The organism is Brevibacillus brevis (assembly GCF_022026395.1).
Classification (GTDB): domain Bacteria; phylum Bacillota; class Bacilli; order Brevibacillales; family Brevibacillaceae; genus Brevibacillus.
Genome location: NZ_CP041767.1, coordinates 4,813,408 through 4,827,526 on the forward strand (window position 1 = coordinate 4,813,408; position 14,119 = coordinate 4,827,526).

Sequence of the window (14,119 nt, forward strand, 5' to 3'; positions counted from 1 at the left end):
AGGTCCGTCATGCATACCAAACAAGAGATTTTAGAAAAATTGACCGGGATTCAATCCTCGCGAAAAAGCTATTACAGCGAGCTCGTCTATCTGATCGAGGAGATGAAAAAGAAAAACAAGCAGCTCGCCGTCATTAACCAGCTGACACAAATCCAGATCAACGCCACCTGGCAACAAACGACGAGTTATATCGCTGCACAGCTCTCGCAAATTCTCATATTCGAGCACTTTGCCCTGACCATCGTGAAGGGGGGCATGCTTTCCTCCTATCTCGCCACGTGGAATGACGGGGATTGGCAATGCCATACGCTGACACAGACCGTTGCAGTGGAAGCCCCTGTGCTCACCGGGCAGGTTCATCTTACCCTTGCCGAAGTGCTGCCGGAGCATCATGCCACCTCTGTTCCACTGCGCAGCCAGTTGAATCAGACCTTTGGTTTTCTGACACTCTTACGCCAAACAAAGCAGCCAGTCGATCGGGACGAACCCGAATTAATCCAGCTCATCGCCAGCCATGTCGGTGTCGTCGTAGAAAACAGCCTGCTTTTTCAAGACGTGAATGAAAAGATCAAAATCGAAGCCCAACTGATTCAATCCGCAAAAATGGCGGCGATTGGCGAGATGGCTGCTGGCATTGCCCATGAGCTGAACAGTCCGCTCACAGCCATCCTCGGAAACTCTCAATTACTCATGCGCGAGATGACAGATGCAGATGCACCAGAGGCTCCTTTGATGAAAGACATCTTTCAATGCGGGGTGCGCTGCAAAAAGATCATTCAAAACCTGCTCACCTTCTCGCGGCAGGAAGAGTACTTGTTTTCCACTACCTCTATTGACGAGGTCGTAGAGGATGTACTGGGGCTGATTGGCTACCAGCTGTCTGTTTCCGGATTGACCATAACCCGGGAAATGTCTGTGCCACCCCTGCTGTTTCATGGGAGTCGTCATCAGATCGAGCAAATTGTGATCAATCTCCTGTTAAATGCACGGGACGCTGTGGCAGACAGGGAATCTCCACACATCGCCATTCGTTCCTTCCTCACACAAGAGAACAACAGCTCTTACGTTGGCTTATCCGTTTACGATAACGGCACAGGGATTTGTGCAGAACAGCTTTCGCAGATTTTTCAGCCCTTCTTCTCGACGAAGGAACGGACAAAAGGGACTGGTCTCGGGCTTTCCGTCAGTCTTGGAATTGCAGAAGCACACGGCGGGAAGCTGTTTGCCGAAAGCGTAGAGGGAGAGTACAGCAAGTTTACGATGCTTTTGCCACTGTTAGCTGACGAGGAGGACAACGATGGAGAAAAAACGGATTTTGATCGTGGATGATGAAACAGAAGTGACTACCTTTTTCACCTATCTCCTCAAGAAAAAAGACTGCGATATCGTCGTCGCCAATTCTGGCAAGGACGTGGAACGGCTGCTTCATTCGGATTCTACCGGATTTCACGCTGCACTCGTGGATCTGAAGCTGCCAGATGCCGACGGCTTGACGCTACTCAAACAGATCAAGGCCGTATTTCCCGCCTGCGAAGTCTTGATTATGACGGGCTTCAGTACGATTAAATCGGCTGTGACAGCGATGCAATGGGGCGCGCGCGATTACTTGGAGAAGCCGTTCGACGATCTGAACAGTCTGGAGCAGGTCATCGACGCGGTGCTCTCCTCTTCCAGCAAACACAGCGATCACCTATCCCAAGAAGCCGCCCAATATGGTATCGTGTATTCATCTGACAGTCCGATGGCCAATGTGACCGCAATTGCCAAAAAATTAGCAAAAAAGGCGATCCACGTGCTTATAGAGGGCGAAACGGGTACAGGCAAGGAGCTGATGGCCCGTTTTCTCCACGGAGCAAGCAATCGCGCCCAACAGCCTTTTGTCGCTTTTAACTGCGGGGCCGTGCCGGAATCCTTGCTGGAAAGTGAGCTGTTTGGCTATGAAAAGGGCGCTTTTACCGGAGCGCTCAAATCCCGCAAAGGCTTGTTCGAGCAGGCTCATAACGGAACACTGTTTCTTGACGAGATCGGGGAGGCTCCCCCTTCCATCCAAGTGAAGCTCTTGCGGACATTAGAGACGGGAGAGTTCATGCGCGTCGGTGGCGAGCAGATCGGTCAGAGCAATATTCGCTTTATTTCTGCTACCAATCGCGATTTGGAGCATGAAGTCGAAATGAATCGTTTCCGAAGTGACCTGTTGTATCGTCTGGAAGGGATCAAGCTGTCGATTCCACCTCTTCGCGAACGGATTCAGGATATCCCGACAATCGCGCACTACTACTTGCAAAAGCGCAGTGGAGGGCCATGTGAAATCGACCAGGATGCCATTGAGCTCTTGCAGCGCTACGATTGGCCCGGCAATGTCCGCCAACTGATCAACGTACTGAATCAAACCATCGCGTTGCACGAATGCGAACGACTGCGTGCCGAGCATTTGCCAGCGAATTTGCGGAGCCGTACGGTACAAGCGCATCCACCCACTGTCGCCAAACGGATCGAGCAGGTCATCGATCATGAATGCGAGCGCTTTGTCGATACGATCAGTCGCCTTGTCACCTCTGTAGACGGGATCGACTTCGACTATTTGATCAAGCGGGTTAAACAGCTCGAAGGCGAGATCGGGCGAACGATTATCGAAAAGGGCTTGACCGAAACGAATGGAAACAGGCAGCTTTTGAGCAAAAAATTAAACATCACCAAACGGACGATTCGCTACATTTTGAACGAAAAAGCATAACGTCTGCATTGGCGCATCTAGGAGGCATTCACGTCGTGGTTCCCGAAAAACCTTTCTCGACCCTGAAAAAAATCCCTGCTGACTTCTCTCTATCTGCCGTTATTGTTGGACTCATCGCCACGATGGTTTCCTATGCGGGACCATTGCTAATCGTCTTTCAAGCAGCCAAGGGTGCAGGACTCAGTGATGCTGTCCTCGCTTCTTGGATTTGGGCCATCTCGATTGGGAGCGGCTTGACGTGCATTGTGCTAAGCATCTGGTTTCGCACCCCGGTCATCACGGCTTGGTCGACGCCGGGGGCAGTCCTTTTGGTCACCAGTTTGACCGTATACTCCTTCCCCGACGCGATTGGCGCATATATTTTTTCAGCCGTAGTCATTACGCTTGTCGGCGTTTCCGGTTTGTTTTCCGTCTTGATGAAATACGTCCCGCAGTCGATTACGACCGCCATGCTCGCGGGGATTCTCCTGTCTTTTGGCGTAGAAGTCTTTGTTTCCATGCAGCACCTGCCTGCCTTGGCTCTGCCGATGATCTTTTGCTATTTATTCGCAAAACGCTGGTCTCCGCGGTATGCTGTCGTGCTTACACTTTTGGTCGGCTTGGGTGTCGCCTTTCTTTTGGGGCGTTTGCAAATGGACAATGTTCAGATGTCCCTTGTCCAGCCTGTCTTTACGATGCCGACGTTTTCTCTCGATGCGATCATCGGCTTGGGAATTCCATTGTGCATCGTTGCGCTCGCCTCTCAGAACGCCCCAGGAATTAGCGTTTTAAAAGCAGACGGGTACGATACACCTGCTGGACCGCTCGTAACGACTACTGGCATCGCGTCGCTGTTGCTCGCTCCTTTTGGTTCACCGGGAATCAATCTGGCAGCGATTACGGCGGCCATTTGCACAGGAAAAGAAGCTCATCCGGATCATACCAAGCGCTACATTGCCGGGATTGCCTGCGGAGGTTTTTACTTAATCTTCGGGATGTTTGGGGCTACGATGGCTTCGGTATTCGCTGCCTTGCCCAAAGAATTGATCGCCGTCATTGCGGGCTTGGCGCTATTTGCCTCACTCAGTTCCAGCCTCGCACAGGCGATGGCAGAAGCGAAGGAACGGGAATGCGCCTTGGTTACGTTTCTCGTCACGATTTCCGGCATCTCCATTGGCGGAATCGGCGCTGCCTTCTGGGGCTTGATTGCAGGGGTGATCACCCATCTGATTTTGAATGGCAACGTGAAAAGCTGGTTGGGGAAAAAGAATAATAAGCAGCCGTTGGCATAGCTGCCTGAACGTGAGGATAGAGTCCCGTGAGAAGATGGTTGGGTATCATCACTCTTTCAGCTTTCCTTTTAACGATCGGCTCTGCTTGCACGACGAAGGAGTCTACACACTCCTCAATGGCGGGAGATACGATCAAGCTGTACCGCATCGTAGGTTTCAACCTGATAAAGATAAAGAGATCGCTCTGATTGCGGACCATAAGTAGACTGAAATTCCAGAAGGCGAGTATCTTCTGTTTCTCAACGGTGGTTATGATGAAGAAGTTGGTCACGTGAGATGGTTTCCAAATACCCCCAACCAGTTATTTAAGGCGACAGGTGGGGACAGCGACACCGCGTATAAGAACGTGTTTGTGTCAGACAAGATTCCCTCTATTACGGAAGAGGATGTACTGGATGCAATTTAAGAAACGGCTCCTCGAATGAATCTGAGGAGCCGTTTGGTATGTTCCCTGAAACTAGCGGTAAAACCCTTGTTCCTCGGCGTAATTTCCCCAATGCGGGCGACTGCCGTCTCGATCCGTGAAGGGGTACTCGTCCGACAAGCCCCATGTACTGAGCGTTTTCCCTGTTTTTTCTGCGACAGCCGGGTCCGATGCCAGCGCAACCACCGCTCGACCGATATACGCGGGTGTTTCCGACATGAGGAAGTGCTTATCTTGCTTCGTTGCCTCTCTCCACGTCTCTTCTGTCACGCCAAAATGATCGAGCATCGCTTCTGAGCGCAGGAAGCCTGGTGTTAAAGCCAACGCGGTAACCCCGTGTGGGCGCAGGTCCTCTGCCATCGACACCGCTAAATGAATTGTCGAGATTTTTGCCAAGCTGTAGTACAGATTGCCGCGGTACCGATAGTCGATTCCGTCGGTTATTTCGACGATCAACCCTTTTTTCTGCGCCACCATGAGTGGAACCGCATAGTGACTGGTGATCATATGCGTACGAATGGCGCGCTCTTGCATCAATAGGCCGTCTGCCAATGGCTGCTCCCAAAACGGCGTCCCCCAGTGAGTCAACGGATCTCCACCCCAGATGTCATTGACCAAAAGATCGAGTTGACCATTTTGCTCCGCTTTTACACGCTCAAAGAACGTTTTTACCTCATCTTCCTGCGTATGGTCGACTCGAACAGCGATCCCGTTTCCTCCGCTTGCCGTCACGAGCTCTGCTGTCTCTTCAATCGTCTCCTGTCGTGCCATATCAGAGTGTTGACCTCGAACCGTTCGTCCCGTCACATATACCGTCGCCCCTGCTTCTCCCAGACTGACCGCAATCCCCCGTCCTGCTCCTCTTGTGCCGCCTGCTACCACCGCAACTTTGCCTTGTAATGGTTTCATTCGTCATGCCTCCTCATCGATTCATGCATCAAGAATAACGAAGTAAATATGACAACCGCTGTCATATTCGTTACGATACAATCAAAGTAATGTTGTTCTTACTCTAGGAGGGAATTTTATGCGGGCAGATCGACTCCTTACGATCCTGTTACTCTTGCAAAACCACGGTCGCATGACATCCAAGCAATTAGCAGAAAGGCTGGAGGTGTCCGAGCGAACTGTTCACCGTGATATGGAAGCTTTGAGTGCGTCAGGTGTTCCCGTCTATGCGCTTCGCGGTGCAGATGGGGGCTGGGCTTTGGCAGAAGGGTATCGCAGTAATTTGACCGGAATGAAAATAGATGAGCTGCAATCACTGCTTGTAGCGTCCCCCGCTGCCTTGTTGAATGATCTCGGGCTGCATGAAAACTATGAAGCTGCATTTCTCAAGCTGCTGTCCGCACTGCCAAAACCTGTTCAGCAGGATGCCATCCACGTGCGCCAGCTCCTGCATATCGATGGGGCTGGCTGGCACGAATCGACAGAGACGTTTCCTTTCTTGTCAGTGGTTCAAGATGCCGTATGGTTTTCCCGCAAGCTGTTCATTCGTTACATGCGCGAGGATGTGGCCGTAGAGCGAATTGTCTGCCCGCTCGGACTCGTCGCCAAGCGCAGCATTTGGTATTTGGTCGCACAAGTGGACGAGGACATGCGGACGTACCGGATTTCACGACTGTTGGATGCACATCTGTTAGACGATGGCTTCATCCGCCCAAGTGAGTTCGACCTCGCTTCCTATTGGGAACAATCCACCTTGGACTTCAAATCCAGCCTCCCACGTTATCCTGCGCGGTTACTCGTCAAAAAAGGGACGTTGCCTGCCGTAAAACAGGAGCGTTATATAAAAATAGCTTCCACCCAAGCCGCAACAGACGACTGGATGGAAGCAGAGGTTGAATTTCACACACTTGCGTCAGCATGCTCGCTAGTGCTCAGCTTCGGCCCGCACATTCAAGTGCTGGAGCCGCAAGAGCTGAAACATGAGGTCATAGCGCAGGCGCATGCTATACTTGGCCAGTACGAGAACCAGAATTAGCAAGGACTTTTGTTTCTCGTCCGTACATGAGCAGTACGATTGCTCCCACGATCAGCACCGCGGTAAATACACTAAAAATGAACGTGTAGCTGTAATGATGTGACGAGTAGTAACCGACGAGATACGGCGCGATAATACTGCCGATTCTTCCGACACCGGATGCCATACCAGAACCCGTAGCGCGCAGCGGTGTCGGATAATTTTCCGGCGTGTATGCGTACAAAGCACCCCAAGCCCCCAGATTAAAGAAGGACAAGAAGGCTCCTGTCACCAACAGCTCCATGGTGCCACTGCTTTGTCCAAAAGCGAAGGCCATCACTCCGGTCATGAACAAGAAGGTCGCCAGCGTCCATTTCCGTCCCCATTTTTCCACGAAGTAGGCTGCCGCGAAATAGCCTGGCAGTTGGGCCAACGTCATGATCAATACGTACTGGAAGCTTTTGATCATCGTAAAGCCTTTGTCAACCAAAACAGATGGCATCCATAAAAACATGCCGTAGTACGAGAAAGCAATCGCAAACCAGACGACCCACAGCGTAATCGTCTCTGTGCGATGGGACGTTAACAGCTTTCCAACCGGAATCTTTTCCGCCTGCTTTTGAAACTGCGGAGATTCAGGAATGCTCCTCCGAGCGAACCAGGCGTACACGACGGGCAACGCCCCGATCATGACAGCCACGCGCCAGCCGTAGTCCGGAATGATGAAATACGATATGACGGCTGCCGCGATCCAACCGACCGCCCAAAAGCTCTCCAGCAGCACAACCGTACTTCCTCGCTTCTCCGGTGGCGCAAATTCGTTTACCAGCGTCGAGGCTACCGGCAGCTCGGCACCCAAACCGAGTCCCATCAGGAAGCGGAACAGCAGCATGGTCGCAAAACCAGTTGCGAAAGCGCTCGCAAAGCTCGCCAAGCCAAACAAGATCAAAGTCAGCAAAAACACTGGTTTGCGGCCAATCCGGTCAGCCAAATAACCACCTGCAATCGCCCCAATCGCCATGCCGACGAGATTGCCCGTCCCGAGCAACCCGGCCTCTTCCCCCGTCAAACCCCATTCTTGTCGTAATGCCACCATAATAAAAGATAAAAGTGCAACATCCATGGCATCAAACATCCAGCCAAAACCGGCTGCCCAAAAAACTTTTTTGTAAGGCTTTGACATTCTCGTTCCCTGCTTTCCTTTCTTTTGCGCATGGTATTCACGCCTAGTTATCATTTCGCTTTTCCGTCCAATATCCTGCTCGCGGAAAAAAGTTCGACTATTGTGATAGTAGGCTTTCCCAAGAAGCTCTATTCTAACCAAACCACGCTGAAAAGGCAGTCCAAGGGATTCTTGTTCTTATTGAGGAAGCCGCTGAATGAATCTGTTCATGAGCAAAGAAAGAGAGATCAAGATGGGAGGGTCGTCCGGATGGGGCACATGAAGAGTAACTTGCTGATGAGGGACGATCATAGTTGGTGTGACAATGATTGGTTTCTTGGAACGTGTACGCAAGGTCTCGTACGGCAAGAGAAAATCCATCGCCTGCATGCCCCAGGCAACAGACGTCGCCATCAAGTAATACGTGCCTGGCCTGACATTGGTAAAACAAAAATTGCCTAGCGAGGGCAGCAATGTTCCGTATAAAGGAAGACCTTCCGGAATCGGCTTGGCAAACAATCCAATCAAAATGACGCCTTGAAAAGGCTCTGTGGACTCGATTGTCCCTGCAATGGTCATCGGTCGCTCGGGGGCAGGATGTAACCGAGTCCACTCTGTCAACTGCTGCAAGGAACGGAGGCGGTCTTCCGCTAACTGGGCCGTTTCCCGAAATTCGCTAGGCGAAACTCCGACACGCTCCGTAAAACGGGTAGAGAACGTACCTAGACTCTGCTGGCCAATTTCCAGACCAATGTCGCGGACACTCATGTTCGTGCGCAGCAGTAAATCTTTTGCCCGTTGGAGTCGCATGGTCGATACGTAATAAAGAGGTGGGAGACCGATTCTTTCTTTAAAAATCCGCGCAAAATGATACTGACTATACGCAACATGATTCGCCAGCCGGGAAAGTGGCAACGGCTCGTCTAAATGCCGATGTATATAAGCGATCACTTCGTCAATTTCAGTATACCTGTCCATCAATCGAACTGCTCCCTCCCTCTTCTGCACAGCAAAATACAGAACATCTGTTCTGAAATAAAATTTACCATATTTTTCTGAACGATGGAAGAAGTAAATTGCAGGAGTTACGCTTTCGTTTTCTGCAAACGGATTTCGTTTAGAAACGCTTGCATCGTGTTCGTTACAAAGGAATCTTTTCGACGAATAAAAACGGTTGTCACCTCATGATAAGGCTCCGGGATGCGATGAATATGAACCGTTCCGCTCTCGACCAAGTGATGTACGGCCGACTTCGGCAAAATGGTAATGCCGATCCCCGCTGCTACGCCCCCGATAATGGTCTCAAACGTACCGAACTCCATCACTTTTTTGGGAATCAAGCCCTCAACCTTCATCCAGGTCTCTAACCGTTCTCGATACCCGCACCCCTTTTTGTAGAGCAAAAGAGCTTTTCCTGTGATATCACTGGCAGTGAAGGAACTTTTTTTCGTTACTAACACCAGCTCCTCTTGAAACACTTGCTCCTGCTCGATCAAAGGATGGTTGATCGGCCCACTCACGAACGCTCCATCCAGCGCGAGATCCAATACCTTCTGCAGCAATTGCTCTGTCACGCCTGCCTTCAAGGAAATATCCACATGCGGATACTGGCTGCAATACGAGGATAGCAACCTTGGAAGGGCATTAATCGTCTCGACCATCCCGACCTCCAGCACTCCAGACGGCTCGGAAGCTCGATGGAAGTACTTTTGCATTTCTTCGAATTTGGCAATGATCTCCCGCGAATATTCAAGCAGGCGCTTCCCTTCTGTATTTAAGGTCATGCCTCGCTTGTTGCGATAAAACAAAGGTGTCCCCAGCTCTTTTTCGAGCAGCTTGATCCGTGCTGTCACATTCGACTGAACGTAGCTCAGCTCGGCTGCGGTCTTGCTCACGCTGCCCAATGTGGCGACCATCTGGAATATTTTCAAATCATTGATCTCCACGTTTCTCTCCCTCTTTTCATCTATCACTGAAAATGATACATAAAGTTATTATCAATCATTATACTAACATATTTCCATCCAGTATGATGTGGTAAGTCAACATCTAAGAGGAAGTTCAAAAAAAGGGAGAAATCGCATAATGAACAAGCAACTACTTTTGGGGTCTATTTTCTGCATGGTCGCCAGTATGTCATGGGGGGCGATGTTTCCGGTTGCGCACATCGCACTGCAAGAGATCGATCCATTTTACTTCTCATTTCTTCGCTATTTTTTCGTAACAGTCATTTTGTGCGGTTTGCTCTGGGCAAAAGAAGGCTTGTCTGCTTTTCGGTTTGAGGGGCGCGGGAAGTCTCTGCTGTTTTTTGGAACAATGGCGTTTACCGTCTACAATATGGGAGTATTTCTCGGGCAGGATTCGATGGGAGAGCCAGGCACGATTGCCGCATCCATTATGGAAGTGCTCATGCCGATGATCTCAATTGTACTTTTATCCATTACCACTAGAAAGCTGCCGCCGTACTATACCTTGGCGACGATTCTGGTTGCTTTGGTCGGCGCTGTCCTTGTGATTACCAATGGCAATCTTACCTTCTTTACTACAGCAAGTGAGCATTTGATCCCGTTGTTCTTCATTTTCATCGGCGTTGTGGGTTGGGTTGTCTACTCGATCGGCGGCGGGCGTTTTAACACGTGGTCTACACTTCGCTACTCCACGTTGACGTGTCTCTTGGGAACAGGAGTGAATTTCGTGATTGTCACGACTTCCTCACTCTTTCAATGGCTTCCGGTTCCTACCGTCGAAACGGTGATGTCCATCAAATACGAAATGGCATTCATGGTTCTTTTACCCGGCTTTGTAGCTCTTTTAAGCTGGAATGCAGGCATCAAGCTGCTCACTCCGCTCAACGGCATTTTGTTTATCAACCTGGTTCCGATCACGACCTTTGCTATGATGGCGTTTCAAGGTTATGAGATCAGCCGTTACGAATTGTGCGGCACCTTGCTCGTGATCCTGGCCCTGATCGGGAACAACCACTTCCAAAGAAAGCAACTGCCATACCGTTCAATCGCCAAGCAACAGCCAAGTGGAAGAAAAGTTCCGTCCATGTAGTCTAAAAAAGTAAGGATAGAAATTCAGGAAGCCCTGAATCTCTATCCTTTTTTATATCGATAGTCGCCGCTCCCCTTGCGTGACAAGCATACAATTTTAACAGAAGTGATCCGAATATTGTCCGACTAGTACCTTCGTCGTTTCAATCCAGAGCTTCCGTTGCAAAATCGTCGGACCCAGCCTTCTTTCCATAAACCGCAGCATAGGCTCGTTGTCATGCTCGACAAAACACATGCCAAAGGGAAACGTCGGCTGCGCGTGTTCAATGGTTTTCATCAAAAGCGTAATTCCTCTTGCCTGCTTCTGATACTTCTCCTGGACAAACATCGTTTTGTACAAAAGCAGATTACCGGCCATTCGCTGTACGATCACCCAGCCAATGACTTTCCCTTGATAGCGCAAGCCTGTACTGTATTCGGGATCGAATTTTCCTTCTTCAAAAAACGGAGACAACAGTGACGGGTACCATTGGCCTTCCCCTTGCTCAATTTCCAGTCGCTCTGCTGGCGTCAGGTCTTTCCAGGGAAAAAGGGTAAAACCTTCGGGGAGAGCCAGCCTCTGCACCCACTGGCATTCACCCAACCGCATCGAGCTGAGTGTGTACAAATAGGTTTTCACCTTCGGCAACTGCCAGTCTTCCCTGATCGCAATTTTGGAGAGCCATGGAAAATCTTGCGCTTTGATGAAGCCTGCAAACTGTCCATCGCTGATGCCTTGTTCTCTCATTTTTTGCTCAGCGTGCCACAACAACTTCATTCCTATTCCCCGCCGTTGATGCCCCTCTGCTACCACAAGCTCGATGATCTTGGCCTGTCCTTCGTTTACAGCGGATCGCCCCAACACGATGCCCGCAGGCTGATTGTTGTTAGAAGCCCCAAATCCCCAAACAGATGAGCCGTTGATCTGGTCCAGCCACTCCATGTGCTTGGGGTGCACCAACGATTTATACGCCCGTGCAGTGCTAGCAGTCAGTTCCTCTAGTTGCAATGTTCGTACCTCCTCGATGGACTTTGGCTTTCTCATTGCTTGGGTTTTACTGGTGCTGTTGCTGTACCTTGTATAAGGTTCCCGGCCTTATCCCTTATAAAGCCTGGTTCAAAGGAAACCTTGCTCTGTTCCGTGATGAGAGACCCGAACGTGTTGTAGAACGTATCCTGGAACGTTACGCGAATAGTGCTTCCTGACACCTGGAATCTGGCATACCCCGTCACTTCTCTCTTGTCGTCAAAATTCCCGGAAGGTGAGAATAACAACCGCAAATTCGGATTTGGGTCATTACGAAGTGGCTCTGACGCCGACAATGTATAGGTTGCTCCCTCTTCAGTAACGTCTGGGGACAATTGTGGGTTTGTAGCATCAAACCCGACACCGATCTCTTCTGTATCCAGCAAATCTTGGCCGCGATACAGCTTGAACACTGCATAAGAGTTGTCATCTTCTGTAACCGCTGGTTTGGCCTTAAACGTTACTCCATAATCTCCATGGGTCATCTCCAGTAAAGACTCGTCGACCTCAACGGTGATGTACTCCTTTTCGTTGATTACAAAACGATCCAACTGGTTGTCATAGTTGTACGAGAGAGGCTGGTTTTTTACAGATACCTCCAGATATTCGCTCAATGCCCTTTTGTCCATTGCCGGCTCCCATTTGTCGCCAATCGTAACTTGACGGGTCTGGGTCGGAGCAATCGGTAGCTCGATCTTTGCATCCGGCAAACGATCTACTCGTGGATTGTTGAACAACATTTGTGCTTTTTCTACATAGGACATCCAGTGTGTTTTTTCTGGACCTTCACGCAGAAGCTCGACCTTGGAATAGGCTGCATCGATCATTTCCTGCGTGACCTTGGGCCTTAGTTCGATCATATCATTCGTTGTAAAAAGTCCCTCAACTGCTCGCTTCACTTCCTCCGGGAGATTATTCCCTAGATCAAATAGCTCCTGTGCTTTTTGGATGTCTGCCAACAGCAATACCTTTGCCTCCGAACCATCCTTTAGCTTATCTACCTTTGCCTTCGCTGCATCGATTGTGCTTTGTGTCACTTCCGGTTTTAGCGCAGTATGGTTTTCATCGGTGAACAGGTCACGAACGGCTTTTTTGGCTTCAACTAGCAGCAAGTCGTCATATTGGTCCTGTGCCTTCTCGATATCGGCAAGCAGACCAGGCTTTTCCTGCACGCTATTATCCAGACCTTCGACCAGCTTCTTGGCATCATCGATCTGTTTCTGGGTCGTTCCTTCCCGCAGCTCCTCTTTCTTCCCATCCGTAAACAGCTCTTCGACAGCTCTCTTCGCTTTTAGCAGAGCCGGGATCGGTGGAGGATCGCTTGGGGATGGAATCACAATGACGGGGTCTCTGAAACGGATGGAAAAACTGTCACTTGTGACATCTTTCTGTGCGCGCTTGATGTTTCGCTTGTCGATCGTGAAGCTGACCTCTTTCACAGTGTCCGCGACTGTATGCTTTCTGGCTTGTCCCGTAAACCAAATCGTGAGCTCGTCGTCGCTCTCTTGTTTGACCTCAATATCCAGTCCGTCAGGCAGATTATGTATTTCGATATCATCGGCAGAAAGTTCACCAAGGAACTTGCCATTAGACAGCTTGATCGTTTGTTTTGCCGTGATGCTGCCATCATTTGCTCCTGCCTCTTCTATCACCGTCTCGCTAACGGAAAGCGCGGGCAAATCAGGCAACTCGGCTCCATCTACGGCGATCTCAAAGACGGCTTCTGCATCGTCCATTTTTGCCGTAATTTCTACCAATCCTTCGTTTTTGGCTGTTACCTTGCCCTCGATGTTGACGAAGGCAATTCGTCTATTGCTAGAGCTCCACAGCAGCTCCCGTCCAGTAACGATGCGATCATTTTCATCGAATGCAACGGCGATTAGCATCAACGATTTATCTGTATGATCTTTGGTAGATAGCTGGGCATCCTCTGCGACCGTTACCAGCTCGATCCGCTCTGCTTTTGTCCCTCTTTCGGCAATGACGAATGGTTCAAATTCCTCTTCTTCACCGTCATACTGCAAGCGCAGGGAAACCGTCTGTTCTTTTTTCGCGGCACGAATCGGTGAAAAACTGAGCAATACAAGCTGCTCTTTCTCTAGCCAAATAAAGTTTTTGATTTTGATCCGTGTAGGATTTCGATCATCTATGGCGGCCGTCAAACGGAAATTCTTTGCAGCAGGTGCCTTGTCTGGAGCATTCTCCAATCGATAGGCAATAAATCCATTCGTCGCTATGTGCCCCTCTGACTCTAGCAAGGACTCCTTTGACTGGTTATCTTCTTCTACTGCTTCCTCTGAAGCCTCTCGGACTTCCTCATCCATTTGCTCTTCTGTTACTGATGCGCTGGCTGTCCCGATTGTCTGGATTTCTTTAATCGGATAGGAAACCGCTGCATAGGCATTGCCGACAAAAGAAAGCAAAAAACCCGTGGATACAACCGCTGTTAGGATTGTTTTGGCTTTTGGCTGCTGTTTGCCCATATGTAAATACCCCCTCTTTT

At 50.0% G+C, this 14,119-nt stretch carries 12 protein-coding genes; 6 read left to right on the forward strand and 6 right to left on the reverse strand.

Annotated features, from left to right (window positions below):
• The first annotated feature begins 9 nt into the window (after positions 1-9).
• The 4 genes from FO446_RS22815 to FO446_RS28965 all read left to right on the forward strand — a co-directional run bounded on the left by FO446_RS22815 (position 10) and on the right by FO446_RS28965 (position 4,411).
• Positions 10-1,329: a sensor histidine kinase gene (locus FO446_RS22815; RefSeq protein ID WP_232773560.1), complete on the forward strand. Its 1,320-nt coding sequence runs from the start codon at positions 10-12 to the stop codon at positions 1,327-1,329.
• A complete protein-coding gene (locus FO446_RS22820) occupies positions 1,298-2,734 on the forward strand; it encodes a sigma-54-dependent transcriptional regulator (RefSeq protein ID WP_173610160.1) in 1,437 nt (478 codons plus the stop codon). The genes FO446_RS22815 and FO446_RS22820 overlap by 32 nt, the downstream gene beginning before the upstream one ends.
• 35 nt (positions 2,735-2,769) lie before the next feature.
• Positions 2,770-4,005, forward strand: coding sequence for a benzoate/H(+) symporter BenE family transporter (locus tag FO446_RS22825; RefSeq protein ID WP_173610159.1), 1,236 nt, complete (start codon positions 2,770-2,772; stop codon positions 4,003-4,005).
• Positions 4,006-4,276: 271 nt separating this feature from the next.
• A complete protein-coding gene (locus tag FO446_RS28965) occupies positions 4,277-4,411 on the forward strand; it encodes a hypothetical protein (protein WP_255675942.1) in 135 nt (44 codons plus the stop codon).
• A gap of 51 nt (positions 4,412-4,462) precedes the next feature.
• Here the strand turns inward: FO446_RS28965 and FO446_RS22830 are convergent, their stop codons facing one another.
• Complete coding sequence (locus FO446_RS22830) at positions 4,463-5,338, reverse strand: SDR family oxidoreductase (RefSeq protein WP_173610158.1); 876 nt, start codon at positions 5,336-5,338, stop codon at positions 4,463-4,465.
• Between the two features lie 118 nt (positions 5,339-5,456).
• Here FO446_RS22830 and FO446_RS22835 point away from each other — a divergent pair, with 118 nt between their 5' ends.
• Positions 5,457-6,413: a helix-turn-helix transcriptional regulator gene (locus FO446_RS22835; RefSeq protein ID WP_237899149.1), complete on the forward strand. Its 957-nt coding sequence runs from the start codon at positions 5,457-5,459 to the stop codon at positions 6,411-6,413.
• Here the strand turns inward: FO446_RS22835 and FO446_RS22840 are convergent.
• The 3 genes from FO446_RS22840 to FO446_RS22850 all read right to left on the reverse strand — a co-directional run bounded on the left by FO446_RS22840 (position 6,382) and on the right by FO446_RS22850 (position 9,500).
• Entirely contained in the window at positions 6,382-7,575 is a 1,194-nt protein-coding gene (locus tag FO446_RS22840) for an MFS transporter (RefSeq protein ID WP_221867956.1), read from the reverse strand. The two genes, FO446_RS22835 and FO446_RS22840, sit on opposite strands and share 32 nt — an antisense overlap.
• A 177-nt stretch (positions 7,576-7,752) precedes the next feature.
• Complete coding sequence (locus FO446_RS22845; RefSeq protein WP_232773555.1) at positions 7,753-8,532, reverse strand: helix-turn-helix domain-containing protein; 780 nt, start codon at positions 8,530-8,532, stop codon at positions 7,753-7,755.
• A 107-nt stretch (positions 8,533-8,639) separates the two neighbouring features.
• On the reverse strand, positions 8,640-9,500 hold the full coding sequence (locus FO446_RS22850) for a LysR family transcriptional regulator (RefSeq protein ID WP_221867955.1): 861 nt from the start codon (positions 9,498-9,500) through the stop codon (positions 8,640-8,642).
• A 139-nt stretch (positions 9,501-9,639) separates the two neighbouring features.
• Between FO446_RS22850 and FO446_RS22855 the strand changes: the two genes are divergently transcribed.
• Entirely contained in the window at positions 9,640-10,611 is a 972-nt protein-coding gene (locus FO446_RS22855) for a DMT family transporter (protein ID WP_221867954.1), read from the forward strand.
• Between the two features lie 96 nt (positions 10,612-10,707).
• Here the strand turns inward: FO446_RS22855 and FO446_RS22860 are convergent, their stop codons facing one another.
• Both FO446_RS22860 and FO446_RS22865 read right to left on the reverse strand, forming a co-directional pair.
• Positions 10,708-11,598 carry a GNAT family N-acetyltransferase gene (locus FO446_RS22860; RefSeq protein WP_237899151.1) on the reverse strand — a complete coding sequence of 297 codons (891 nt, stop codon included), beginning with the start codon at positions 11,596-11,598 and terminating at the stop codon, positions 10,708-10,710.
• 32 nt (positions 11,599-11,630) lie between these two features.
• Positions 11,631-14,099, reverse strand: a complete 2,469-nt coding sequence (locus tag FO446_RS22865) for a toxin Cry1Ac domain D-VI-related protein (RefSeq protein ID WP_237899153.1) — start codon at positions 14,097-14,099, stop codon at positions 11,631-11,633.
• Positions 14,100-14,119 lie beyond the last annotated feature (20 nt).

Coding starts and splice junctions, on each gene's coding strand:
- FO446_RS22815 (WP_232773560.1), top strand. CDS start 10: ATGCATACCAAACAAGAGATTTTAGAAAAATTGACCGGGATTCAATCC.
- FO446_RS22820 (WP_173610160.1), top strand. CDS start 1,298: ATGGAGAAAAAACGGATTTTGATCGTGGATGATGAAACAGAAGTGACT.
- FO446_RS22830 (WP_173610158.1), bottom strand. CDS start 5,338: ATGAAACCATTACAAGGCAAAGTTGCGGTGGTAGCAGGCGGCACAAGA.
- FO446_RS22835 (WP_237899149.1), top strand. CDS start 5,457: ATGCGGGCAGATCGACTCCTTACGATCCTGTTACTCTTGCAAAACCAC.
- FO446_RS22840 (WP_221867956.1), bottom strand. CDS start 7,575: ATGTCAAAGCCTTACAAAAAAGTTTTTTGGGCAGCCGGTTTTGGCTGG.
- FO446_RS22845 (WP_232773555.1), bottom strand. CDS start 8,532: ATGGACAGGTATACTGAAATTGACGAAGTGATCGCTTATATACATCGG.
- FO446_RS22855 (WP_221867954.1), top strand. CDS start 9,640: ATGAACAAGCAACTACTTTTGGGGTCTATTTTCTGCATGGTCGCCAGT.
- FO446_RS22865 (WP_237899153.1), bottom strand. CDS start 14,099: ATGGGCAAACAGCAGCCAAAAGCCAAAACAATCCTAACAGCGGTTGTA.